Genomic DNA, 25302 nt, shown 5'->3' on the forward strand with positions numbered 1-25302 from the left:
ATTGCGATACAAGGAATTGCTTTATATTAATTTTACCCTTTACTATCTAAGTGTATCAAATTTCAAGTAAAGCAGTATTAGTAGTATAAGATTTGTAGTTTGCTATTTTGCGTGATAAATGGCAAAGGTAAGTCATATTTGAGCCTTTTACAATTTTAGTCCCATACTATAGAACAGGTATTAGAAATATTAGTGTTAGATAAAAATATACAGCTTGCGTATAAAAATTAAATAAGGCTAAAATGTGTGCAACGTATACAAAGAGTATTTTATGACCACAGTAAATACAACTGATTTAACTAGCGTTACGGCCACGCAACTTGTTACCACTTTACTCGGCTCTGGTGTAACAGCGACCAATATAACTTTTACAGGTGCAAACGTTGCTGGAGGTACCTTTACTGGAGGGATAGGAGCAGGTATAGGCATAGATAGCGGTATTATTCTTAGCACTGGAAACATTGCTTTTGCCCAAGGCCCAAACGACTCAACTGGCGAAACCGGTAGCAATAGTAGACCAGGTGACAGTGATCTGGATACCATAGTCGATCCTCGCACCACAAGGGATGCAGCAGTATTAGAGTTTGACTTTATTCCATCGACGAGTACGATCAGCTTCTCCTATGTATTTGCTTCTGAAGAGTATCCCGAGTTTGTAAATTCAAGCTTCAATGATGTCTTTGCCTTTTTCTTAAATGGTCAAAACATTGCTCTCATCCCTGGTACTTCAACTCCTGTTTCTATCAATACCGTCAACGCTGGTAGTTCATCCACTCCAGGAACGGGACCGAACTCGTCATTTTTCACTCCCAATTATGGAACTGCTTTTGATCTACAGTTTGATGGTTTTACAACTGTATTAAGTGCAACGGCAACAGGTCTCGTCCCTGGTGTTACTAATAGAATCAAGTTAGCGATCGCAGATACTTCTGACTCCTCTTTAGACTCTGCCGTTTTTCTGCAAGCAGCCAGTTTTGGTAATGCAACTTCTGTCAGGGTAACAGCTACAGATAGTGACGCGGGAGAAGGAACAACACCTAATCTGGGTGTATTTACTATCACTCGGACAGGTAGCACCGCCAACGCTCTCAGCGTGAATTACACAATTTCGGGAACTGCATCTGCCACCGACTACAATACCATTCCTTCTACCATAGTTATTCCTGCTGGACAGGCTTCAACCACTGTTACTATCACTCCCACTGACGATGCTCTTACCGAAGGGAATGAGACGGTCATCCTGTCTTTAACTGATACTACTAATTACGATTTGGGAACACCAAATAGTGCAACAGTGATCGTCGCTGATAATGAGCAGCAGGATAATGTTGTCAATCTATCGGTTGCTCCTGCCAGCGTCTTTGAAAACGGAACAACAAACTTAGTTTACACTTTCACTCGTGAGGGGGCTACAACGAGTACTTTAACCGTTAACTACAGTGTTGGCGGTGCAGCTACCTTCAACAGTGACTACACTCAAATAGGAGCCGGCAGCTTTAACGCCACAACAGGAACGATTACTTTTGCCACAGGAGCAAGTACAGCAACCCTAACCATTGATTCTACGGCAGATACCGACATTGAAAATAATGAAACCGTTGCTTTAACCTTAGCTGCTGGAACTGGTTACACTATCGGCACAGCCACTGCCGTTACAGGTACTATTCTTGATGATGACGCTCCTGTTATCACTTTAACTCTCAATCCCACTAGCGTCCTTGAAGACGGGGCAACAAATTTAGTTTACACATTCACCAGAACTGGAAATACAGCTACAGCCTTAACTGTGAACTATGGAGTTGCTGGCACAGCTACACTGAACACGGACTATGTTCAAACTGGAGCAGCAACCTTCACAAACACAGCAGGAAGCATTACCTTTGCATCGGGTGCAAGTACAGCAACTCTAACCATCAACCCCACAACTGATACCACAGTAGAGTCCAATGAAACCATAGCTTTAACCTTAGCTCCTAACGCAGATTATGCGATCGGCACAGCAGGAGCAGTCACAGGTACAATCGTTGATGATGACTCCCAGGTTCTATCAGTAATTACCATAGCCGCAACAGATGCCAGTGCAGCGGAAACCGCAACAGGTGAAACCGCAAATCCGGGAGTATTTACCCTCACCAGAACAGGTAGCACAACTGATGCTCTAACTGTTAACTACACCACAGCAGGCACAGCCAGCAACGGTACAGACTATACCAACTTACCTGCAACTGTTACCTTTGCCGCAGGTTCTGCAACAGCCACAGTGACAGTTAGCCCCATTGATGACACCCTTGTTGAAGGTACAGAAACGGCTGTTCTCAACTTAGCCACTGGTACAGGATACACCCTGGGTGCTGCTACAAGTGCCACTGTGAATATTGCCGATAATGACTTGCCACCTCTACCAGTAATTACCATAGCCGCAACAGATGCCAGTGCAGCGGAAACCGCAACAGGTGAAACCGCAAATCCGGGAGTATTTACCCTCACCAGAACAGGTAGCACAACTGATGCTCTAACTGTTAACTACACCACTGCTGGAACAGCCAGCAATGGTACAGACTATACCAACTTACCTGCAACTGTTACCTTTGCCGCAGGTTCTGCAACAGCCACAGTGACAGTTGACCCCATTGATGACACCCTTGTTGAAGGTACAGAAACGGCTGTTCTCAACTTAGCCACTGGTACAGGATACACCCTGGGTGCTGCTACAAGTGCCACTGTGAATATTGCCGATAACGACTTCCCATTAGTCACTATTATTAACCTGAGTGACAACCAAACCATAGTTGAAGGCCTTACTAGTCCTCAAAACGTTGCCTATACGGTTACTCTTTCCAATGCCAGCAACCAAATCATTACCGTCCAATATGCTACTAGTGACGGTACAGCTATAGCAGATTCAGACTATAGCAACACTACAGGAACATTAACCTTCAACCCAGGAGTAACAACTCAAGTTATCAATATTCCCATTCTCAATGATTCCATCAATGAAGCGAATGAAACCTTTACTCTGACCCTGACATCTCCTACCAATGCCAGCTTGGGTACGAAAACAAGCACCACCACAACCATAACCGATACCCTCGTTGATTCTGTTACTACTACCCTACCTACCAACGTAGAAAACCTTTCTCTAGAAGGAACAACAGCTATAAACGGTACAGGTAATGCCGGAAATAATGTCCTGATTGGTAATCAAGCCAATAACATTTTATTTGGTGAATCAGGCGCTGATACCTTGAAAGGAAAGGCAGGTGATGATACTCTCACCGGTGAAGCCGACGCTGACATTTTTGAATTTGGTGGTCAAGCTTTAGCTGTAAATCCAGAAACAGGGTTTTTGGAGGAAACAGGAGCAACTTTAGGGTTTACAGGTCTAAAAAATACTTACATTGGCAAGGATACAATTACCGACTTCGCCACTGGAGTAGATCAGATTTGGCTGGATATTAGCACCTTTACATCTATAGGCCCCGCAGGTTTAGATTTATCATTGATTGCTAATGGTTTTACCTTAGTTAACCAAGCTACCAATGCTGGTATTGACACTCAGAATGCGTACTTAGTTTACAATCAAGGAACTGGAGACTTGTTCTACAATGTCAACTTGTCGGCTTTTGGGAATGGTGGAGGCGGAATCTTCGCTAATTTGGGAGTCGGTACTGTCTTAGCGGCAACAGACATATCACTCATTGGCGATAATGAATTGTCCCTGATACCTGTAATTACCGTAACTGCTACAGATGCCAATGCAGCGGAAACCGCAACAGGTGTCACTGCTAATCCTGGAGTATTTACTCTCGCCAGAACAGGTAGCCTAGCTAATGCCTTGACTGTTAACTACACCACCACAGGCACAGCTACCAATGGTACTGACTACAGCAACTTGACGGAAACTGTGACCTTTGCCGCAGGTTCTGCAACAGCCACGGTGACAGTTGACCCCATTGATGACACCATTGTTGAAGGTACAGAAACGGCTATCCTAGACTTAGCCACTGGTACAGGATATACCCTGGGTACGGCTACAAGTGCCACTGTAAATATTGCTGATAATGACTTGCCATTAGTCACTATTAACCTGAGTGACAACCAAACCATAGTTGAAGGCAGTACTAGTTCTCAAAATGTTTCCTATACGGTTACTCTTTCCGACACTAGCACCCAAACCATTACTGTCCAATATGCAACTAGTGACGGTACAGCCATAGCAGGTTCAGACTATAGCAACACTACAGGAACATTAACCTTTAACCCTGGTGTTACCAGTCGCGTCATCAATATCCCCATTGTTAATAATTTCCTAAATGAAGCAAATGAAACCTTTACTCTGACCCTGACATCTCCCACCAATGCCAGTCTTGGTACAAAAACCAGTGCCACTACAACCATAACTGATACCCTGACTGCTTCTGTCACTACCACCCTACCAGCTTTTGTTGAAAACCTTTCTCTGACAGGAACAACGTCTATAAACGGTACAGGTAATGCCGGAAATAATGTTCTGATTGGTAATCAATCCAATAACATTTTATTTGGTGGTACAGGCGCTGATACCTTGAAAGGAAAGGCAGGTGCTGATACTCTCACTGGTGGAGTGGGCGCTGACATTTTTGAATTTGGTGGTCAAGCTTTAGCTGTAAATCCAGTCACAGGGTCTTTGGAGGAAACAGGAGCAACTTTAGGGTTGACAGGGCCAACAAGTACTTACATTCGCAAGGATAGAATTACCGACTTCGCCACTGGAGTAGATCAGATTTTGCTGGATATTAGCACCTTTACATCTGTAGGCCCCGCAGGTTTAGATTTATCATTGGTTGCTAATGGTTTTACCTTAGTCAACCAAGCTACCAATGCTGGTATTGACACTCAGAATGCGTACTTAGTTTACAATCAAGGAACTGGAGACTTGTTCTACAATGTCAACTTGTCGGCTTTTGGGAATGGTGGAGGCGGAATCTTCGCTAATTTGGGAGTCGGTACTGTCTTAGCTGCGACAGACATATCACTCATTGCTTAATAGCTGTGCTTGACTTATAGTTAAGCATCTTTCAACACTAAAAGTTGATATTTACTCTTCAGATCCCTGATTTCTTTGAGAAGTTGGGGATCTCATTGTTTTTAGGACTTACGCAAGATGTAACTGAAAACCTGATTCTTGCGTAGTGGTAATTCATGAATTACCGCTACTTTCATTCGGTTTTGCGTAAGTCCTGGTTTTAATAAACTAGGACTTAGCACTGTACAAATTAATCATTACCTTGATGGTATAGCCGGTGCTGTAGCGGTTTAGCATTGCTAAATCCTAGATATCCGGTTTTTTCCATCAATGCGTAACTGATATAAACCTATTATGTTTGCTATTTTGCGTGAAGAATGGTCAAGATAAGTCATATTTAAGAGCTTTTTGGAATTTTCTGCCTATCGGTAGGATAAATATCGGAAATATGACGATTATCAACAAATATGGCAGTTGCTGGTAAAAATAAAACTGGGCTAAGATGTGCAGAACACATACAATCTCTATTTTATGAATCCTTTACTCAACTCTGCCCTGACGCTGACATACAGCCAATTGAGCGCTTTTTCTGGTTTCGACAGCTTTGCACTAATAAAATTTATTTATTAGATACCTGTGTCGTAAATGTCCAATCAACAGCTGTGCAGTTCTAGTTAAGTAAGAAATAACCAAATCAAATAAGGAACAATAATATGCCAGGAAGTACATTGTTAACTGCTCAAAACATTGGTGTTCTCACATCTTTCAACTACAATGATGCTATAAGCAATACAAGTCAAGTAGATTATTACAAATTCTCTCTCACAGCCACAAATAGTATTTCTTTACAGTTGAGTGGAGTGACTGATAACGCTCTTTATGCCAGAATCATTTACGATAGCAATAATAATGGTTTAATTGATAGTGGAGATGAACTTTACTATGATAATGCAAATAATAATTTCAACGCTCAAATTACCGAAACATTAGGAGCAGGGAATTACTATGTAGAGATTGGACGAACCTCCAGCACCGTTAACAGTAACTATTCCCTACAATTATCAGCCACATCTGCACCGCCTTCCATAGCTTCTGATCCAGGAAATACACTCACCACAGCTTACAATCTTGGTAATTTAACAGGGACTCAAAGTATCACAGAATTTGTGGGCAGTGTAGACACACGTGATTATTACAAATTCTCCCTCACAGCCACAAATAGTATTTCTTTACAGTTGAGTGGAGTGACTGATAACGCTCTTTATGCCAGAATCATTTACGATAGCAATAATAATGGTTTAATTGATAGTGGAGATGAACTTTACTATGATAATGCAAATAATAATTTCAACGCTCAAATTACCGAAACATTAGGAGCAGGGAATTACTATGTAGAGATTGGACGAACCTCCAGCACCGTTAACAGCAACTATTCCCTAACCCTAGTCAACATTACGAATCCAAATCCAACCAGCACAGTCACCCTAGCTGTATCTCCTGCCAGCGTCACCGAAGATGGAACAGGCAATCTAGTTTACACTTTCACACGCACGGGAAGTACCACCAATGCCCTCACGGTCAACTATAGCATTGGCGGCACAGCTAACAGTACCGACTATACAGGTGCAACACCTGGAACAGGAAAAACCATCACCTTTGCAGCTGGTTCGAGTACCGCAACCTTAACCATTAACCCCACCGCAGATACCATAGTTGAAGCTAATGAAACAGTGGCGTTAACTTTAGCTACAGGTACAGGTTACACCGTTGGTACAACTGCTGCGGTAACGGGAACTATTACTAATGATGATGTCGCTTTACCCTCCATTACCCTAGCTGTATCTCCTGCCAGCGTCACGGAAGATGGAACAGGCAATCTAGTTTACACCTTCACCCGCACGGGAAGTACCACCAATGCCCTCACCGTCAACTATGGCATCACTGGCACAGCAGTTAGTACAGACTATACAGGTGCAACACCAGGAACAGGAAAAACCATCACCTTTGCAGCTGGAAGTAATAAAGCTACCTTAACCATTAACCCCACCGCAGATACCACAGTTGAATCTAACGAAACAGTGGCGTTAACTTTAGCTACAGGTACAGGTTACACCGTTGGTACAACTGCTGCGGTAACGGGAACTATTACTAATGATGATGTCGCTTTACCCTCCATTACCCTAGCTGTATCTCCTGCCAGCGTCACGGAAGATGGAACAGGCAATCTAGTTTACACCTTCACCCGCACCGGAGGTACTACCAATGCCCTCACGGTTAAGTATGGCATCACTGGCACAGCTAACAGTAGTGACTATACCGGTGGAACACCAGGAACAGGAAAAACCATCACTTTTGCAGCTGGTTCCAGTACAGCAACATTAACCATTAACCCCACCGCAGATACCACTATTGAAGCTAACGAAACCGTGGCTTTAACTCTAGCTACAGGTACTGGTTATACCGTTGGTACAACCACATCTGTTACCGGAACTATTACCAACGATGATGTTTCGTCAGCTATCACCATCAACCTCAGTGCTGACCAGACGATAGTCGAAGGTAACATAAACCCCCAAAACGTCACTTATACCGTTACTCTTTCCAACACCAGTAACCAAACTATTACTGTTCAATATGCAACTAGTAATGGCACAGCTACAGCAGGGTCAGACTATACCAGCAAAACAGGAACTTTGACCTTTAACCCAGGGGTAAAAACTCAATCCATCATTATTCCCATTGTCAATGATGCCATTAATGAGGCTAATGAAACCTTTATTCTGACGCTGAAATCTCCCACCAATGCCAGTTTGGGGACTAAAGCCAGCGCCATTACAACCATCACTGATACCTTAAGTGCTGCTGTTACTACTATCCTACCAACCAATGTAGAAAACCTCACTTTAACAGGAACGGGAGCAATTAACGGTACAGGTAATGCAGGTAATAACGTCCTCAAAGGTAATAGTGGCAATAATACCCTTACAGGTCTTAATGGTAATGACACATACTCTTTTGTTGCCAATACTCCTTTAGGCATAGACAAGATTACGGAAACGGCAACAGGTGGTATTGATACTATTGACTTTACTGATACTACTGCTGCCGTCAAAGTTAATCTTGGTACAACTACTACACAGACTGTCAATAGTAATCTTAAACTCGTTCTTTCTGCTAATAATGTCATCGAAAACGCCACAGGTGGTAACGGTAATGACCGTCTGACAGGTAATTCATTAAATAACCTGCTTGTTGGTAGTGCTGGAAATGACCTACTGCAAGGGTTAGCAGGAAATGATACTCTTTGGGGAGGTAATGGTGATGATATTCTTACAGGAGGAGTTGGTAATGATCAATTTCGCTTCCAAAGCAATGGAGTTTTTAATACTAGCTTAGGTGTTGATTATATTACCGATTTTGCAGTTGGACAAGACAAGATTGCTTTGAGCAAAGCTACATTTAATGCTATTACTAATGCGGTCGGACAGGCGTTAACCAATTTTGCAGTGGTTGCAAATGATGGGTTAGTAGATGCTAGTACTGCCCGCATTGTTTATAGTAAAGAAACTGGCAGTATTTTCTATAACCAAAATGCTAATGTTTTGAATGCAGCGGCAGTGTTTGAGTTTGCTTATTTAAGTAATCCTGATATCACTCTCAGTAGCAGTGATTTTGTTTTGATTGCTTAGTGCTTTCTCTCTTTGCATGATATAAAAGGTGGGCAATGCCCACCATACCTTATTTTTGTGGTGAATCTTTGAGCATTTCTAACGCTTCATTACACCAATCTATCCACTCTAATTCGTAGCGAATACCTGCTCTTAACACTAAATATCTTAACTTTTGTGGGTAAGTTAATGCTTCTTTTTCTGGACAATTTTTTTGTTCGATTTCTCGATATTTAGACAATTTTTCTAGGTGTAATCGGCGACGATGTTCTACATCTTCGATGAGAATGTTAACGGGTACTAAACTACCAGAAAATATTTTTACTAATATGTCTTCTCTAATCACATCAGGTTCACTAGGTTTTTTCATCCACTCCACTAAATGTTGCTTTCCTAGTTCTGTGATTGTGTAGATTTTTTTATCCAAACGACCTTCACGGGGAATTATCTCGGACACAATGAAACCTTGTGTTTCGAGTTTGCCTAATTCCCTGTAAATTTGCTGCTGTGAAGCGTGCCAAAAATAACCCACTGATTCGCTAAAAACCTTGGAAAGGTCATACCCGCTGTGAGGTGCTTCGATTAAACAAGTCAAAATTGCTTGCGGCAAACCCATAAATAAAAAATTACTTGGCTACTTGACAGATATTTATTTAAGGTTACACTAGAGCTTGTATACAACAAGTTTAATAAAACTATTATATTTAAAAAGTTGTGTACAGCAAGTTTGATTGCCGAAACTCAGGTAGTTACATACATCTATGCAAAATCTTGACCCAAACCAAGCAAGAATTTCTAAGTTTTCAACTCCACTAATTGCAACGGTGGTTGTTTTAGCTTTGACAAGTGTTGCAGGGTCGTTATACTTTTTATCTAGTTATAATCCTCCTAAAAAAGCTACGTTAGCGGCTGATAATCGCCCGATAATCAAGGCAATTACGGCTTTAGGACGAATCGAACCCCAAGGGGAAGTGATTCAATTATCGGTGTCTCAGATGGCTGGTAGTAACCGTGTAGCGCAACTTTTCGTGAAAGAAGGCGATCGCATTCAACAGGGACAAATGATTGCTATTCTGGATAGTAGCGATCGCAGACTGGCTGCACTTAACCAAGCCAAACAACAGGTGAAAGTAGCAGAATCGCGTTTAGCACAGGTAAAAGCTGGTGCAAAACAGGGAGAAATTGCAGCACAAAAAGCCACAATTACCGAATTAGAAGCACTATTGCGTCAAGAAAGTGCTGCTAGAGTCGCAACGGTGAAACGCTTAGAAGCCGAAGTTAAAAATGCCGAACTTGAATATCAGCGTTATCAATCTTTGCAATCTGAAGGTGCAGTTTCCACTTCTATTCGTGATACTAAAAAGTTGACTTTAGAAACAGCACAAGCGAGTTTGCGGGAAGCCATTGCAAATCAGTCCCAGACATCAGAAACGTTGAGAGAAAAACTCAAACAAGCCAAAGCAACTTTAAATAGAATTGTCGAAATTCGTCCTACTGATTTACAAGCTGCAATTGCCGAAATTGAAAGTAAAAAAGCATCTGTAAAGGAAGCAGAGGCAGATTTAAACTTAGCTTATGTGCGTTCTCCTAAAAATGGACAAATTCTGAAAATTAATTCTTGGACAGGTGAAGTAGTTACCGATCAAGGTATTGTCGAAATCGGTGAAACTAATCAAATGTATGTAGTTGCAGAAGTTTATGAAAATGATATTAATAAAATTAAATTAGGACAAGAAGCAACTATTACTCAACTCAATTTACCTGGAACACTAAAAGGAAAAGTTGATTATATTGGCTTACTAATTTCTAAAAAAGATGTCCTCAATACCGATCCTGCGGCTGATATTGATGCGCGGGTTGTAGAAGTAAAAATTCGCCTTAATCCTGAATCTAGTCAGCGTGTTACTGGTTTAACAAACTCCAAAGTAAAAATAGCAATCAACATAAACTAAAATAACCTTCTTTTCTTCTCTTATCTTATCTTATCTTCGCGTCCTTCGCGTCTTCGCGGTTAATTACTCTTAAAATCATGTGGAAAAGAAAAATACCTCTTGCGTGGTTACAACTATCACGAGAAAAAGCCAGAATGGGAGTAGCTATTGCTGGAATTGCTTTTGCAGATGTTTTGATGTTTTTGCAACTGGGAATTCGTGAAGCTTTATTTGATGGTGCAGTACAATTACATAATAGTTTAGAAGGTGAGATTGTCTTAGTTAGTTCTAAATACAAGGCTTTAATTTCTCTTGATCAATTTTCTCAAAGAAGATTATATCAAGCATTAGGTTTTACAGGTGTGCAATCTGTTAGTCCAATTTATTTAGATTTTATTCCTTGGAAAAATCCTGATAACCAGCAGACGTGGAGAATTTATGCTATTGGGTTTAATCCTGAAGAGAAAGTAGTTAATTTACCTGGTGTACAAGAGAATTTAAACTACCTCAGAGAAGCAGATACTGTTTTATTTGATAGAGGTTCACGTAAAGAATTTGGAACGATTGTTTCTCAATTTGAAAAGAATAATGGAGTGAAGACAGAATTAAATAATCGTCAAATTAATGTTGTTGGTTTATTCAGGTTAGGAACTTCTTTTGGGGTAAATGGTAATATTGTTACTAGTGATGTAAATTTTCTGCGATTGTTAGGGAAAAGACGAAAACAAGGATTAATAGATTTTGGACTAATCAAACTAGAACCTGGTGCAGATGTAAATTGGGTAATCGCTAATTTAAAAGCTCATTTACCCAATGATGTCCAAGTTCTTTCTAAACAAGAATTCATGGCTAAGGAAAAAAGCTTTTGGAATACTAGCACACCTGTAGGATTTACTTTTACTTTAGGTGCAATAATTGGTTTTGTTGTTGGTGCGGTTATTGTTTATCAAATTCTTTATAGTGATGTTTCTGATCATTTACCAGAATATGCAACTTTAAAAGCAATAGGTTTTAAAAATAGCTATTTACTTGTGATTGTATTTCAAGAAGCTTTAATTTTAGCAGCTATTGGTTTTATTCCTGGATTTGCAATTTCTCAAGGTTTATATTTGATGACTCGTCAAGCAACATTGTTACCGATAATAATGACTGTAGATAGAGCCGTATTTATCTTTATTCTCACAACATTGATGTGTTCAATTTCCGCATTAATCGCTATGCAAAAATTACAAGCTGCTGATCCTGCGGACGTTTTCTAATGGTTTGTAGTAAGCGATTTATCGCTTTCATCAATGTTTTTAAGGACTAAAGTCCTGACTACGAGCTTTTAAAAAAATCAACCGATGAATACTCTACCTGCAATTTCTATTTCTAATCTGAATCACTATTATGGTGAAGGTGCATTAAAAAAACAAATTCTCTTTGATATTAATCTGGAAATCCAACCAGGTGAAATTGTGATTATGACTGGGCCTTCTGGTTCAGGAAAAACTACTTTACTTACTTTAATTGGTAGTTTGCGTTCTTTACAATCAGGAAGTCTAAAAATATTAGGTAAAGAAATTTATGGTGCTAGTAAAGATGCAATGATACAGGTGCGACGAAATATCGGTTATATCTTTCAAGCACATAACCTTTTAGGTTTTCTAAATGCTCAACAAAATGTACAAATGCCTTTTGAAAATGATCATACTATTTCCTTCCGAGAAGCACAAGCAAAAGCCGCAGCAATGTTAACAACTGTGGGTTTAGGTGAAAGACTGAATTATTATCCTGATAATCTTTCTGGAGGACAAAAACAACGAGTAGCGATTGCGCGTGCTTTGGTACATCATCCTAAGTTAGTGTTAGCAGATGAACCGACAGCAGCTTTAGATAGTAAATCTGGTAGAGATGTAGTTAATTTAATGCAGCAATTAGCAAAAGAACAAGGTTGTACTATTTTGTTAGTTACTCATGATAACCGGATTTTAGATATTGCAGATAGAATTGTAAAAATGGAAGATGGTTATTTGGTAATGTAGGGATCAACCACAATGCTAAACCCCTACCCATATCTGTCTTGAGAGAATATTTAAAACTTATGAGCTAAAATATTAAATATAAAGACATAAGTAGTCAATAAGCGGATCTATAAAGATGTCTAACACGCTATACGATCACGATTTGCAATTATGGATTGAGCAAACGATTCAGCAGTTACAAAATCATGAATTTGGATCGCTAGATATTGAGCATTTGATTGAGGAACTAGTTGATTTGGGTAAATCAGAGAAGAATGCGCTCAGAAGCAATCTCAAAATCTTGTTAGCTCACTTACTCAAGTTAAAGATTCAGTATGATGTACCCGATTCAATGCAAGCAAGTTGGTACAGTTCAGTTGTAGAACATCGTCAGCGAGTTCTCGACAATCTGACAGATACCCCCTCTCTCAAAAGTTTCTTGATAGAATCTATGGAAAAAGCCTATCCCGATGCCCGTAAACTGGCAATTAAGGAAAGTAAATTTGCTAAATTTGGGGTTCGTGTACCAGAAGAGAGTGAGTATCCTCTCATGTGTCCTTTTTCGATTGAGCAAATTCTGGATGAAGATTTCTATGGGCTATAGTGTTGCTGAATTAAAGTATGGGATGATTTTCGCACAAAGGTGAGGCAACGCGGTAAAAGAACAAAACGGCTAAAATAGTACCCTAAAGAAAAATCGTCAAAATGATAATATGACCACAGCCACACCCGTAAAAACAGAATACGAAGCAATTATCGGTTTAGAAACCCATTGTCAACTCAGCACCAACACCAAAATTTTCTCCAACAGTTCCACTGCGTTTGGTGCTGACCCCAATACTAACATTGACCCGGTGTGTATGGGTTTACCAGGAGTTTTGCCCGTACTTAACGCCAAAGTTCTAGAATACGCTGTGAAAACTGGTTTAGCGCTAAATTGTCAAATCGCTAGATATAGCAAATTTGACCGTAAACAGTATTTTTATCCTGACTTACCCAAAAATTACCAAATTTCTCAATATGACTTACCCATAGCCGAACACGGTTGGATAGAGATTGAATTAGTAGATGATGCTGGAAACCCTACCCGCAAACGCATTGGTATTACCCGCTTACACATGGAAGAAGATGCGGGAAAACTCGTACACGCAGGGAGCGATCGCATTTCCGGTTCTACATATTCTCTGGTAGACTATAATCGCGCAGGTGTACCATTGGTGGAAATCGTCTCGGAACCTGATTTGCGTTCTGGACAAGAAGCGGCTGAATATGCTCAAGAACTACGCCGGATTGTGCGGTATCTTGGTGTCAGTGATGGAAATATGCAAGAAGGTTCTCTGCGTTGTGATGTGAATATCTCCGTTCGTCCTGTGGGAAGAGAGGAATTTGGGACGAAGGTAGAAATCAAGAACATGAACTCCTTTAGCGCTATCCAAAAGGCGATAGACTATGAAATTGAGCGCCAAATCGCTGCCAATGAATCAGGCGAAAAGATTGTTCAAGAAACGCGGTTGTGGGAAGAAGGTTCACAACGCACAATTAGTATGCGAGTGAAAGAAGGTTCTAGCGATTATCGTTATTTCCCAGAACCAGATTTAGCACCAATTCAAGTGAGTGAGCAACAATTAGCAACTTGGTTGAGTGAATTACCGGAACTACCCGCGCAAAAACGCCATCATTATGAGAATGAGTTGGGACTTTCGGCTTATGATGCACGAGTCTTGACAGAAGATAGTTCGGTAGCTGATTATTTTGAAAGTGCCATCAAATCTGGTGCAAATCCTAAATCTGCGGCTAACTGGATTACCCAAGATATCGCTGCTTACCTCAACAAACAAAAACTCACCATTGCAGAAATTGCTTTAACTCCCGCTCACCTTGCAGATGTGATCACTCGCATTGAAACTGGTAAAATTAGCAACGCTCAAGCTAAGGAAAAACTCGCAGATTTACTGAGTGGTGTTTCTCCAGAAAAAGCTTTTGCCGGTCAGGAGTTAATTAGTGATCCTACTATACTAGAACCCATCATTGATCAAGTTCTCGCCGAAAATCCCCAACAGCTAGAAAAGTATCGTGGTGGTAACACTAACCTCAAAGGTTTCTTTGTGGGACAAGTGCTGAAAAAGACTGGTAAACGTGCTGAACCAAAACTGACTAATGAATTGGTGGAAAAGAAACTTAATGCTTAATTGCAGGTTCACTTCAGTAGTGATAATTAAGTTGTTTCCCTGTTAATTCACACAATATCCGTTCAAGCTGCCATAATAAGAAACCGCGAACCAATGTAGAGACGTTGCGTGCAACGTCTCTAAAGTAAATGTTCGCTTCATTACTTATCAAAAAAAACTCGACCCGTCTTGAGCGTTTCCCTCATTATAAGTCTTTAACCAAACAGGATCTCATATCAATTCACTTAATTAAAGCTACAAATGAATCTCCGCGTCTCCCCATTTGTATCAACCTTAAAGTGAAACGGTATCACCCCATATTTTGGCAAAAAACAAAAAAAAGGGTATTACCCCTCATCCCTTAAGTGATATACTTTGGTATGTAGATGAACCCTGATGATTTGGAGAGCTACCTAAGTGGCTCTCTTTCTTTAAGAAATAATCCAGGAATCAAGAATAATTGAATTGGGTAAAAAAATCGCTCTCCTAAGTAGAACTCTTTTCACTACGTGACACAGACGCGAAAAATTTTGAATTGTTGAAATTTTTTCCTAGTACACAACGGCAGCTGCCAACAAACCATTAAAAAGTACTGAAACGCTTGTTTAATGTGGTTTTTAAATTTTCAATTTTTAATTTTTAATTTTTAATTCCCAGAAAGCGGTACTAGTGATAATTATGAGTATTTTCTCTTCAAAGCAGAAAATGATACCTAATAATCCGGATGAGTCAGCCAGTTCTAGAAGAACTGACACAGATAAAACCATTTTTGGCTCTAGGACAGGGAGATACTTAGATCATGACTATGGCATCTGCGTACTTATTCAAGATTCCTGGGAATCCTACTATTCAAATTAGTCAAGATGAATTGCGATCGCTTCTGACTAACATAGAAGCTGAACTACATCGTAGTCAAGTTTATACCCGTGCGGTCGCTAACTTGCAAAAGTTGCTTGGCTCATCAGATGAACAAGCCAGACTTTTATTTAAAGCTGTTGGCAGAGAAGCAATTAGTTTAGCATTTAAGCAATTCGCGCGACAGCATCATGTAGATGCAAATATCAATTCACCTACAGATAATACCGAATCACCCAATGTAGATGTAGAACCATCTAGCAACTTGCCACAAAGTAGCAAAGGTATTAAATTACCCTCAAAATCCGAATTGGTAAATACTACTCAAGAACATTTACCATCAAAACCTCAATCTCATGTAATAGAAAATACAGAAGCCGCAACTCCTCGCAAACAGCAAAATCCAAAGTGGTCTTGGCCACATCAAAAACTAGGAAAAATTAGATTAGCTGATCAAATAGCGGCAGAAAAGCGGTTGGAAAGTCTACGTCAAATCGGTCAACAACTCAAGCAAGCCAGGGAGTCACAAGGACTGACTCTGCAAAAACTGCATATTTATACCCATATATCAATTCATCAGATGGAAGCAGTGGAAAATGCTAATTTCGATTTATTACCAGAAGATGTCCTCATTCGTGGTTTTATCCGTGTCATGGGCAATGCTTTGGGAATAAATGGTATAATTTTAGCTGCTTCCTTACCCATGCCCAATCAGGCTAAATCAGTTTTGCCCTCTTGGTATCACGTCAAAAATTCCGTTGGACAATTGGATCTAGAAATCCGTCCCTTACATTTGTATATGGGATATACAGCCCTTGTTGCTGGTGCTGTGGGGGGATTATCATTCATGACTCAACAATCACAAAATAAATCCGTCTTAAATTCAGAAATAATTATTCCTACTACTTCATTACTATGTCAGTCAACTCAAAAAACTGAAGCCAATATTAAGCCCGGTATCAAATCTAGTAGTACTGGTGTCTGTGTGGGATCTGATATTTCTCCGCCAGAGGCATTTTAACCATAGCTACTCTCATGTCAAATTAATACCAAGAAAGAAAAATGATAGAGACAGATGGAAAATTGCCAATCAGGATTCTCTTAACACATATCCCACACCCCGCACCGTTTGAATAAGACGCTTGAGACCGTCTTCTTCAATTTTTAACCGCAAGTAGCGAATGTATACTTCAATCACATTCGATTCACCCATAAAGTCGTAACCCCAGACATTTTCTAAAATTTGTTCGCGGGTTAATACTTCACGAGGATGTTCCATTAAGAACTTTAATAGTTCAAATTCCTTCATTGTCAAGTCAATCGCTCTACCATTGTGGATAGCGCGACGGGTTCCTATATCTAAAACCAGATCGCCAAAGCGTAATTGCTCTGTAGTATCAACATCAGGTTTAAGATAGAGGCGAATTAACTTCAGAAAATCTTCAGCACGATAAGGTTTGAGAATGTAATCATCAGCACCCGCTTCTAGACAAGCTACACGGTCATCCACGGTGTCCCTGGCCATTAAAACTAGCACGGGGGTACAGATACCCATGCTACGGAGATTTCTACACAAGGAGAGTCCTGATTCTCCTACCAGCATTCTGTCTACAACTATTAAAGCAGGTTGGCGATGGTTATGCCCGCCTCCGGCATCACGGCAGTGTTGTAAACCGCTGTTCGCATCATGAGCTAAAATGGCATCATAGCCAGCTTCTTGTAAATCAAAAGCCAGCTGATTAGCTAGACTTTCATCAGGTTCAATCACCAGAACACAGGGACTGTGAGCAAGTATCATATTAATTAGTAATTGGTAATGGGTGATTGGTAATTAATTGGTAATTAGTAAAAACCATCTTTCAAGAAACAGTACCGAGTACCGAGTACCGAGTACCGAGTGTGGGGAGTAAAGTACTCAAGAAAATTTTGTTTATTTCATTTATAGCGAGCGGCAGCGCCGCTTGTGCAGTTGCTCCTAATGAGTTATTACTTTTTAACCTATGACATATAGCAGGAGGCAGGAGGCAGAGGGCAGGAGGCAGGAGGGAAAGCCTTATTATATCTAAGTTTCAAGGATTAATAATGTCCTAATTATCCTGGCTACAGCTATAAATCTTAGAAAATACTACTGATTCTAAATTGGTATCAATAATGTTTTAGCACGTTAAGTTATAAAACATCGATTTTGGCAAGATGCAAATTTTATCACTCATTCCAAATACTATCCCTTAACTCTCAATTCTGGAAGAAACCAAGTTATGAGTGAGCTAATCATCATTTAAACTTCATCAAAGCATCCTTGTATCAAGTTCCCATATTTATAGCCGTGGACAGGGTGGTTAGGACATCAATTGATAATGAAACTCTCACTAAAAGAGGGTTTTACTCCTGACTCCTGAACGGCAGTTGCTTTATGCCGGGGAACCCGTCCACCGCACTGCCTCCTCCTGACTCCTGCTATATGTATGGAGTTTCCCCTGTGCCTCTTTAGTTGACATTCGGTACGTCTAAAGATGAAAGCCAGTTGCTGATCGGGGAAACCCCCAAATCCGCACTGGCTTACTACTGACCACTGACTTATAAAAATTAAGGCAATTCTACTGACGTGGGTTTGGCAATATGTGGCAGACCCCAACCTAATTTTTCCCGTAAAATACGGAAAAACTCTGGTGATTGTAGACGAATAAACCTAGCAGTGTATGGCGATCGCTCTAAATATACTCGATCCTCTGGTAAAACATAGCAGCCTCCATTCCCATCTACCACCATCACCATCCGGGGGACATTGACCGGATAGATGTTAACCGGTTCGCTATCGGGAAACACCAAAGCCCTCGAAGCCAGGGAATGAGGACAAATCGGTACTAACTGCAACACAGGTACACCAGGAGTCACCACTGGACCACCAGCGCTTAAGGAATAAGCTGTTGAACCTGTTGGTGTGGAGACAATCACTCCATCAGCAGCAATGTCAACTGCTGCATGACGACCGATTTCTATTTCAAAATGGCACATTGAGGTTAATGGTTCTCGATGCAGCACCATTTCATTTAAACAGAGGGCTTCCCATAATATCGAGTCTCCCCGCAGAACTTGGACGGTGATCATGACTCGTTCTTCAATTTCATACTTACCTAACATCACCTGTTCCATTGCTTGGGGTAATTGGTTAAGGTAAGATTCCGTCAAAAATCCCATATGACCAGTATTCACCGTCAGAAGTGGGATACCACAGGGCGCGACTTGACGCGATGCAGCTAAAACAGTACCATCTCCCCCTAGTACTACTGCAAACTCCATGTCTGAGTCAAAACCAGGAGGTGTTAGACCTTCTATTGGGGTGTGGCATACGGGGCTATGCGGATTACAGTAGCCCAATATACCACCGATGCTCGTTGTCACACACACATCCCAACCAGCTGCGGTTAGCTGGTCTTTCAGTTCGATAGCGACACGACCCGCTATCGGTTTAATGTCGTTGTAGATAATGCCTGCTTTCGGCACACTCAAATATCCAAGTTTAGGCGATGCTTGACTTTTTTTGACCTCTCTCCGGTCTAGAGACGCGGAGATTCTAAAATCATGTGTAAAAATTAGGTTAAAACCTGATTTTTTTCACTTTTGCCCCTAATTCCTACCTGAAAGTGCTGCATGGTTTCAGCATAATTTTCACGATGGTAGAGGAGTTTCACCTTGGCGTTTTAATTTTACCAGATTTTTGACAGCACCTAAGTAGAAAGGTGTTTTGCACCCATCCCAATCCCAGGAGGAGCGGGATGAACGATTCAATCTCTGTAATAGTTACACATTTTTGACTGATGTAGTCATCAATCTTAAATTTATTGACTATTTAGACAAGAGCGTGAAAATTAAATGTGCGTTTCCTAGAACCCTTGTAGAGACGTGACCTGGGTAGGGATTCTCGTCTCTACATTCTTTTCCACCAGATGTCTATTGACTATTGACTTTTGAAGATTGTTTAAAAGGGGTCTTTTTATTTTTCTGCTTTTTGATTTTAGTTTTTTCGTAATCTAACTCTTTCAGCTTTTTCATAATTCGGCTGAAGTACTCTTGCAGATAAGTTTCTACGGTAGCCGTTTGTTGTTTGTCTAAGCCAAATACTGTATATACTTCATCCATTGAGGCATTGAGGGCGGAACCACTAGCTAATACTTCGGTAAAGGCTAGTCTGTCTGCAATATTCCATCCCCACTGAAAGCACCGCAGCAAACCTTGTACAGTACGCAGTAAGCCAATAGGCATCCTTGTGACTCTGGCATCTTTTCCAGATAAGCGTTCGCAAATGCTAATAATTTCTTCTGCACTCCAAGCACGAGTACCAACTACAGGGAAGGATTGCTTGTGGGTTTCTGGCACAGTCAAGGCACGGATAGCAAATTTAGCAATATCCTGAGTATCCATATAGGCGACTGGGGAAGATGCTCCTGTCACCCACACGGGCTGGTTTTCTAAAATAGGGATGCCATATTGACCAATTAAGCCTTGCATAAAGCCAGCTAAACGTAAAATGGTATAGTTTAAGCCGGACTCAGTTAAGAATAGTTCTGTACATCGCTTAATTTCCATGAGCGGTACATTGGGATACTTCTCGGCATCCAAAATCGAAAAGAAGATAAATTGCTCAACGTTAGCAGCCTTCGCAGCCTGAATTAATGCTACTTTGCCATCCCAGTCCACCTGCTTAATGGTGAGTGAATCTGTGGCGCGAGATGTGGAGGCATCAATAACTGCGGTTACTCCTGCTAATGCTCCCTCTAAGGTTTGGGGATAACACAAGTCACCTTTTACAAGTTCTGCACCCCATTCTTTCAGAAAAGCAGCTTTTTTGGGACTGCGAACTAAACAGCGCACTTTATACCCCTCATCGATTGCACGACGAGCCACTTGTCTTCCTAAGGTGCCAGTGGCACCGACGATTAATAATGTCATGGGGTCTTTATAAATTTTAATGTTTTATGAAAAGAATCTTAACAGAATTATCCTATGTAAATAAAAATTTACATAATTTTAATGAAGTTGGGCATGGGGCATTGGGCATTGGTTATTCCTCCCCTGCACCGCAGCGCCCCATCTCCCCTGCTTATTCTTCTGCGCCTTGAATTTTAAGTAATAATGCACCTAAGGCCCAACCTACGAAGATTAAACCGAAGGATAATAAAGCTGCATTTAAGATTTCGCCGCCCATGTGCTGTGATTCTCCTTTGTGAATGGCTTGCTTATGTTTCCCGTTGTGGTGACTACTCGATTTGACTTGAATGTTCAAATCTCATTTTTGCTAGTCCAGGGACTCAGGTAAACTAGGTCTAATAGAAACTCCACAAGAGGTACTTTTAGATTAGACCTGTGTGAACAATTTTAAACTACTTTAGCAGTTAATCTCCACGGGTTTGGCGGCAAATCCTTGTGCTTGTGGGAAGAGGGGCAAATTAATGACAATTACTATGAATGAGATTTAGGTAGCAAATGAATCCTTTTAAAGATAAACGTCCACGTTTGGCGCTGACGCTGGGAGATCCTGCGGGAATTGGGACAGAGGTAATTTTGAAGGCTTTAGCAGATCCAGAAGTTGGCCACAACTGTGATCTGGTTGTGGTAGGTAGCGGGGATTTACTGTTACGTACCTATAAAAATTTAACAGAAAGTTCAGTATGTTTGGCAAATCCAGCAGAATTGTCTGTGATTGATGTGCCGAGTACGGGTGAAATTATTCCTGGTGTGGGTAATGCGACAAGTGGGGCGGCGAGTTTTGCTTATATGGAATATGCCATATCTCAAACTTTAGCTGGTGAATTTGATGGGATTGTGACAGCACCGATTGCTAAATCTGCTTGGAAATCCGCAGGTTACAATTATCCTGGACAAACGGAACTTTTGGCTGATAAGGCTGGTGTTGAGCGTTTTGGAATGTTGTTTGTAGGGCGATCGCCTGTTACTGGTTGGACACTCCGCGCAATACTAGCTACCACACATATTCCTTTCCGTCAAGTAGCTGATACTCTGACACCGCAATTATTAACTCAGAAACTAGATTTGCTGGTGGAATGTTTAGAGAGAGATTTTGGGATTGAAAATGGGAGAATTGCGATCGCAGGTTTGAATCCCCACAGCGGTGAAATGGGACAACTGGGAACCGAAGAAATAGATTGGTTAATTCCCTGGATAGAGTCAGAAAGGTGCAAGCGTCCAAATATGCAGTTAGAGGGGCCGATTCCACCAGATACGATGTGGGTTAAACCGGGTATTGCTTGGTTTGGAAATTCTGAAATCAAAAATCCGGCTGATGCGTATTTAGCACTTTATCACGACCAAGGCTTAATTCCGGTGAAGTTGATGGCTTTTGATCGGGCTGTAAATACTACGATTGGTTTACCTTTTGTGCGAACTTCCCCAGATCACGGAACGGCTTTTGATATTGCGGGTAAGGGAATTGCGGATGCGACGAGTATGAAAGAGGCGATTAATTTGGCGGTAGAATTGGTTAATCGCAGGTTGGCTGTGTAAGTTGTGGTGTGTCTTTTAAATTCACCCACCCTGAATATCTAACCCAGAGAGATGTAGGTTGGAAAGTGTAGTTTAAATCCCAACCACTATGAACATCCAACCTAGAGAAATCAAGAATTATTTAACAGTAGATGGTACAAATCCTTTTGATAATTGGTTGGATTCTCTACGAGATAAAAGAGCAAAAGCTAAAATTAGAGCCAGACTTGACCGAGTTGAAGATGGTAATTTAGGAGATTATAAGTCTGTTGGAGAAGGTGTATTTGAACTGAGAATCGACTATGGACCAGGCTACCGTATATACTTTGGACAAGAAGGGTTAAAAATTATTCTGCTCTTGTGTGGTGGTGACAAAAGCACTCAAGTCCAAGATATTCGTAAAGCCAAAGAATATTGGGAAGATTATCGGAGTCGAGATGATGACTAAAAGTACAAGCTATCACGAAAAACTAATTAAAGACTTACAAGATCCACTAGAAGCAGCAGCTTATATTGAAGTAGTTATAGAAGAAGGCGATCCAAAAATGTTAAATAAGGCGCTCAAAAATGTGATTGAGGCTCAAGGTGGAATTGATAGATTTTCAGTAGGAGTACAGCAATCTTACGAAAAATTTGCACAAATTATCTCTGAAAAAGGAGAAATTGAATTTTATTCTTTAAGTACCTTACTTGATGCTTTGGGATTGCAGTTAGCAGTAACAGTGAAGTCAGCTTGAATTATCCGAATTATAGTATTAATGGTATCTCAGGCTTGATCTATAAAATCGTCAGGGGGATATTGTGACTTTTTGGATTTTTATGGATTCTGATCTGAAAGAGAAAAATTTCAGCTTTGTATTGAGGCTTGAGTAAACAAAAATTACCTGGTTTTTGCTGGTTACAATGTACAAAAATAACATGAATTATCTAATCAAGCCTCAATAAACGTACTTAGGCAATTCAACTATTAAAAGCAAGTTGTTAAGCAAGAACAGCAATATTGTGGTGATGAGTTGCTTTTTCTAAAGTTTAAATTTTGCTACCTTCGGGTGGTTCAAACTTGTAACCATATCCCCGTACTGTTTTAATAAACTCTGGCAGACTAGAATCAATTTCCATTTTTTTCCGCAGCTGACCAATATGGACATCGACAACTCGTCCATCTCCTACGTAATCACAACCCCAAATTTTTTGGATAAGTTGGGGACGACTCCAAGCTTGACCTGGATGACTGGCTAAAAAATGTAAAATGTTAAACTCTAAAGCGGTTAAGGCTAAAGGTTTATCGTTCAGTGTTACTTCTCGACCTTCTGGGTTAATCGCTAACTGTTTAAAGATAAGACGTTGTGATTGACTGGGATGGATATAACGGATGCGTCTTAAAAGAGCTTCTACTCGGACTTCCACTTCTGCCAAACTAAATGGTTTAGTCATGAAGTCATCTGCACCTGCTGCCAGAACTTTAATTTTATCAGCTTCATCATTCCGGCTAGTGAGTATCAAAACTAAAACATTGGTACGACTTTGCATTTCTTGACAAAGTTTGTAGCCATTAGCGTCTGGCAAATTCCAATCCAGAATGACTAAAGCTGGGTTGAATTGCTCAAATAAAGCCAGCGCAGTTTTACCATCTGCGGCTGATTCTATTTGATATTTCCGACTTAAAAAACGGTATACGAGATTGCGGACGCTGAAGTCATCATCTACAATCAGGATTTTGGGAGTATTAGTGGAAAGCGTATCCATAAGGCAATGCAGTCTATGATTGATTTGGCAATTTGCTGTAGCGATAGATGGGGGTTTAAGTGTTGTTTTTCAGAGTTCATTCGCTCCTAATGTGGCTTGAGGTGAAAAATCCTGTAATACTACCTGTATATCCTAAATTTTCCATAAAGTTCATCAAAACTTCAAACATGATAATGCTTAAAAAATGTATGCGTAATGTACAATTTAGGGATTTTTTGAAAAAGTTTTGGTATAAATTAGACAATCTACCCTTCAAAGTCATGTAATTTTTAAGCATCCCTAGAACTACAAACAGCCCAAAAAACCGATAGATATCATTTATCCGTATCAATCATGATTATTTGAGTCAAACCGTTACATTTTATTATTCACATCGGATTAAGTAAATCGGGTTATAAATTAGACTTTTTTCATCAGAAAATCTTATCTGCATGGCTGCCGATCAAAATTTATATCAAAATTTTGATACAAATTTTATCAATAAATGCTACACATCAATCACCGCATCTCCGGGTCTTTGCTGCTGCTTATTTGTCGATTTTTTGGAAAATTGGTCTGATGTTTGCTCCAGTCTTAGGAAGATAAAACTACTTACAAAGATGAAACAACGATAAAAATGGTAGACGACTTAGAATTATTCTATGATCACTATATAAAAATCTTCTACTATACCAAAAGAAAGAGATTGGAGATTGTCATACTAAGGAAAGATAAATCAAGTTGAGATATTTTGCTAAATTGCTGTTGAGGTAATCGGTGAAACCTATGACTAACAATGTTTTCAGTAGTATTAGTCACCATCAGCAATCAATAGAAGCAGAGTCTGATGTTCATGTCATTAAATCTCGTCTAGAATGGGGTGAACCAGCTTTTACAATTTTAGATGTGCGCGATCGCTCGATTTACAACGAGGGTCATATTATGGGAGCAATGTCTATGCCCATAGATGGACTAGCAGACCGTGCAGCATCATCTTTAGATCACAAGCGTGATATTTACGTTTACGGTATCAATGAGGAGCAAACTGCTCAAGCTGCTCAAACACTGCGTTCTGCTGGGTTTTTTAATGTATCTCAAATCAAAGGTGGTTTTGGTGCATGGAAAGCTATCGGTGGTGCAACAGAAGGTATTATTGAAGCACTAACGCCCCCAGGGGCAGACGACTATAATGTTGTATCTAGGATACAAAATCACTTAGAACACCAACAGAAATGAAATTCGTAATTAGGGTTTGCTGACAAAGTCTTTTCGTTAGGGGTTAGGAGTCAGGAGTCAGGAGTCAGGAGTCAGGAGTCAGGAGGAAGAATTAGAAGCAGCTTTTGAATAGTTGCTTTGGGGGAAAAGTGATAGCGTAAGCGCTGACTTGTCAGTTCAGTTTTTGATTAACCTTTTTTACCCCTGAATCCCTTAATTTATATAGGTTTT

The 25302-nt window shown here is 40.4% G+C and carries 18 protein-coding genes; 12 read left to right on the forward strand and 6 right to left on the reverse strand.

The genetic code is table 11. The features are described 5' to 3' along the window. Positions 1-271 precede the first annotated feature (271 nt). Together H6G68_RS11605 and H6G68_RS11610 are read left to right on the forward strand one after the other, a co-directional pair. Complete coding sequence (locus tag H6G68_RS11605) at positions 272-5026, forward strand: Calx-beta domain-containing protein (protein WP_190906796.1); 4755 nt, start codon at positions 272-274, stop codon at positions 5024-5026. 692 nt (positions 5027-5718) lie between these two features. Continuing rightward, entirely contained in the window at positions 5719-8694 is a 2976-nt protein-coding gene (locus H6G68_RS11610) for a Calx-beta domain-containing protein (RefSeq protein ID WP_199332572.1), read from the forward strand. Between the two features lie 49 nt (positions 8695-8743). Here H6G68_RS11610 and H6G68_RS11615 read toward each other — a convergent pair whose 3' ends face one another. Beyond that, on the reverse strand, positions 8744-9289 hold the full coding sequence (locus H6G68_RS11615; protein ID WP_190906797.1) for a PadR family transcriptional regulator: 546 nt from the start codon (positions 9287-9289) through the stop codon (positions 8744-8746). 145 nt (positions 9290-9434) lie between these two features. Between H6G68_RS11615 and H6G68_RS11620 the strand changes: the two genes are divergently transcribed. The 6 genes from H6G68_RS11620 (at position 9435) to H6G68_RS11645 (ending at position 16651) form a co-directional block, all read left to right on the forward strand. Further along, positions 9435-10625, forward strand: coding sequence for an ABC exporter membrane fusion protein (locus tag H6G68_RS11620; protein ID WP_190906798.1), 1191 nt, complete (start codon positions 9435-9437; stop codon positions 10623-10625). Positions 10626-10702: 77 nt separating this feature from the next. Next, positions 10703-11863 (forward strand): ABC transporter permease DevC, encoded by a 1161-nt coding sequence (devC, locus tag H6G68_RS11625; protein WP_190906799.1) that lies wholly within the window; start codon positions 10703-10705, stop codon positions 11861-11863. Between the two features lie 84 nt (positions 11864-11947). Further along, complete coding sequence (locus tag H6G68_RS11630) at positions 11948-12628, forward strand: DevA family ABC transporter ATP-binding protein (protein ID WP_190906800.1); 681 nt, start codon at positions 11948-11950, stop codon at positions 12626-12628. A gap of 115 nt (positions 12629-12743) precedes the next feature. Then, positions 12744-13211 (forward strand): DUF29 domain-containing protein, encoded by a 468-nt coding sequence (locus H6G68_RS11635; RefSeq protein ID WP_190906801.1) that lies wholly within the window; start codon positions 12744-12746, stop codon positions 13209-13211. 109 nt (positions 13212-13320) lie between these two features. Continuing rightward, on the forward strand, positions 13321-14796 hold the full coding sequence (gene gatB / locus H6G68_RS11640; RefSeq protein ID WP_190906802.1) for an Asp-tRNA(Asn)/Glu-tRNA(Gln) amidotransferase subunit GatB: 1476 nt from the start codon (positions 13321-13323) through the stop codon (positions 14794-14796). A 778-nt stretch (positions 14797-15574) separates the two neighbouring features. Continuing rightward, a complete protein-coding gene (locus H6G68_RS11645) occupies positions 15575-16651 on the forward strand; it encodes a helix-turn-helix domain-containing protein (protein ID WP_190906803.1) in 1077 nt (358 codons plus the stop codon). Between the two features lie 69 nt (positions 16652-16720). On the opposite strand, the gene nblR is transcribed toward H6G68_RS11645, so the two are convergent. The 4 genes from nblR to petM form a co-directional block, all read right to left on the reverse strand. After that, positions 16721-17428, reverse strand: coding sequence for a response regulator transcription factor NblR (nblR, locus tag H6G68_RS11650; protein WP_127056667.1), 708 nt, complete (start codon positions 17426-17428; stop codon positions 16721-16723). 788 nt (positions 17429-18216) lie between these two features. Beyond that, positions 18217-19134, reverse strand: coding sequence for an NAD(+) kinase (locus H6G68_RS11655; protein WP_127056666.1), 918 nt, complete (start codon positions 19132-19134; stop codon positions 18217-18219). A 447-nt stretch (positions 19135-19581) separates the two neighbouring features. Then, the gene (locus H6G68_RS11660; protein ID WP_190906804.1) at positions 19582-20580 is read right to left on the reverse strand and encodes an SDR family oxidoreductase; all 999 of its coding nucleotides are present in this window, start codon (positions 20578-20580) and stop codon (positions 19582-19584) included. Between the two features lie 151 nt (positions 20581-20731). After that, the gene (gene petM, locus H6G68_RS11665) at positions 20732-20836 is read right to left on the reverse strand and encodes a cytochrome b6-f complex subunit PetM (protein WP_006199111.1); all 105 of its coding nucleotides are present in this window, start codon (positions 20834-20836) and stop codon (positions 20732-20734) included. A gap of 278 nt (positions 20837-21114) precedes the next feature. Between petM and pdxA the strand changes: the two genes are divergently transcribed. The 3 genes from pdxA (at position 21115) to H6G68_RS11680 (ending at position 22868) form a co-directional block, all read left to right on the forward strand. Then, positions 21115-22152, forward strand: a complete 1038-nt coding sequence (pdxA, locus tag H6G68_RS11670) for a 4-hydroxythreonine-4-phosphate dehydrogenase PdxA (RefSeq protein WP_190906805.1) — start codon at positions 21115-21117, stop codon at positions 22150-22152. A gap of 88 nt (positions 22153-22240) precedes the next feature. Then, positions 22241-22579, forward strand: coding sequence for a type II toxin-antitoxin system RelE/ParE family toxin (locus H6G68_RS11675; protein ID WP_190906806.1), 339 nt, complete (start codon positions 22241-22243; stop codon positions 22577-22579). Then, positions 22572-22868: a helix-turn-helix domain-containing transcriptional regulator gene (locus H6G68_RS11680; protein ID WP_190906859.1), complete on the forward strand. Its 297-nt coding sequence runs from the start codon at positions 22572-22574 to the stop codon at positions 22866-22868. Before H6G68_RS11675 ends, H6G68_RS11680 begins: the two co-directional genes overlap by 8 nt. A gap of 292 nt (positions 22869-23160) precedes the next feature. Here H6G68_RS11680 and H6G68_RS11685 read toward each other — a convergent pair whose 3' ends face one another. After that, positions 23161-23877 carry a response regulator transcription factor gene (locus H6G68_RS11685; protein ID WP_127056662.1) on the reverse strand — a complete coding sequence of 239 codons (717 nt, stop codon included), beginning with the start codon at positions 23875-23877 and terminating at the stop codon, positions 23161-23163. Between the two features lie 765 nt (positions 23878-24642). Here H6G68_RS11685 and H6G68_RS11690 point away from each other — a divergent pair. Beyond that, the gene (locus H6G68_RS11690) at positions 24643-25092 is read left to right on the forward strand and encodes a rhodanese-like domain-containing protein (protein ID WP_190906807.1); all 450 of its coding nucleotides are present in this window, start codon (positions 24643-24645) and stop codon (positions 25090-25092) included. The last annotated feature ends 210 nt before the right edge of the window (positions 25093-25302 follow it).

The organism is Anabaena catenula FACHB-362 (genome assembly GCF_014698735.1).
In the GTDB taxonomy this organism is placed as follows: Bacteria; Cyanobacteriota; Cyanobacteriia; order Cyanobacteriales; family Nostocaceae; genus Anabaena; species Anabaena variabilis_A.

What these genes read in the sequence shown, in the direction of transcription:
- devC (WP_190906799.1), top strand. Translation starts at nt 10,703, where the DNA reads ATGTGGAAAAGAAAAATACCTCTTGCGTGGTTACAACTATCACGAGAA.
- nblR (WP_127056667.1), bottom strand. Translation starts at nt 17,428, where the DNA reads ATGATACTTGCTCACAGTCCCTGTGTTCTGGTGATTGAACCTGATGAA.
- H6G68_RS11620 (WP_190906798.1), top strand. Translation starts at nt 9,435, where the DNA reads ATGCAAAATCTTGACCCAAACCAAGCAAGAATTTCTAAGTTTTCAACT.
- H6G68_RS11680 (WP_190906859.1), top strand. Translation starts at nt 22,572, where the DNA reads ATGACTAAAAGTACAAGCTATCACGAAAAACTAATTAAAGACTTACAA.
- H6G68_RS11685 (WP_127056662.1), bottom strand. Translation starts at nt 23,877, where the DNA reads ATGGATACGCTTTCCACTAATACTCCCAAAATCCTGATTGTAGATGAT.
- H6G68_RS11660 (WP_190906804.1), bottom strand. Translation starts at nt 20,580, where the DNA reads ATGACATTATTAATCGTCGGTGCCACTGGCACCTTAGGAAGACAAGTG.
- H6G68_RS11690 (WP_190906807.1), top strand. Translation starts at nt 24,643, where the DNA reads ATGACTAACAATGTTTTCAGTAGTATTAGTCACCATCAGCAATCAATA.
- H6G68_RS11630 (WP_190906800.1), top strand. Translation starts at nt 11,948, where the DNA reads ATGAATACTCTACCTGCAATTTCTATTTCTAATCTGAATCACTATTAT.
- gatB (WP_190906802.1), top strand. Translation starts at nt 13,321, where the DNA reads ATGACCACAGCCACACCCGTAAAAACAGAATACGAAGCAATTATCGGT.
- petM (WP_006199111.1), bottom strand. Translation starts at nt 20,836, where the DNA reads ATGGGCGGCGAAATCTTAAATGCAGCTTTATTATCCTTCGGTTTAATC.
- H6G68_RS11635 (WP_190906801.1), top strand. Translation starts at nt 12,744, where the DNA reads ATGTCTAACACGCTATACGATCACGATTTGCAATTATGGATTGAGCAA.
- H6G68_RS11605 (WP_190906796.1), top strand. Translation starts at nt 272, where the DNA reads ATGACCACAGTAAATACAACTGATTTAACTAGCGTTACGGCCACGCAA.
- H6G68_RS11645 (WP_190906803.1), top strand. Translation starts at nt 15,575, where the DNA reads ATGACTATGGCATCTGCGTACTTATTCAAGATTCCTGGGAATCCTACT.
- H6G68_RS11615 (WP_190906797.1), bottom strand. Translation starts at nt 9,289, where the DNA reads ATGGGTTTGCCGCAAGCAATTTTGACTTGTTTAATCGAAGCACCTCAC.
- pdxA (WP_190906805.1), top strand. Translation starts at nt 21,115, where the DNA reads ATGAATCCTTTTAAAGATAAACGTCCACGTTTGGCGCTGACGCTGGGA.
- H6G68_RS11610 (WP_199332572.1), top strand. Translation starts at nt 5,719, where the DNA reads ATGCCAGGAAGTACATTGTTAACTGCTCAAAACATTGGTGTTCTCACA.
- H6G68_RS11675 (WP_190906806.1), top strand. Translation starts at nt 22,241, where the DNA reads ATGAACATCCAACCTAGAGAAATCAAGAATTATTTAACAGTAGATGGT.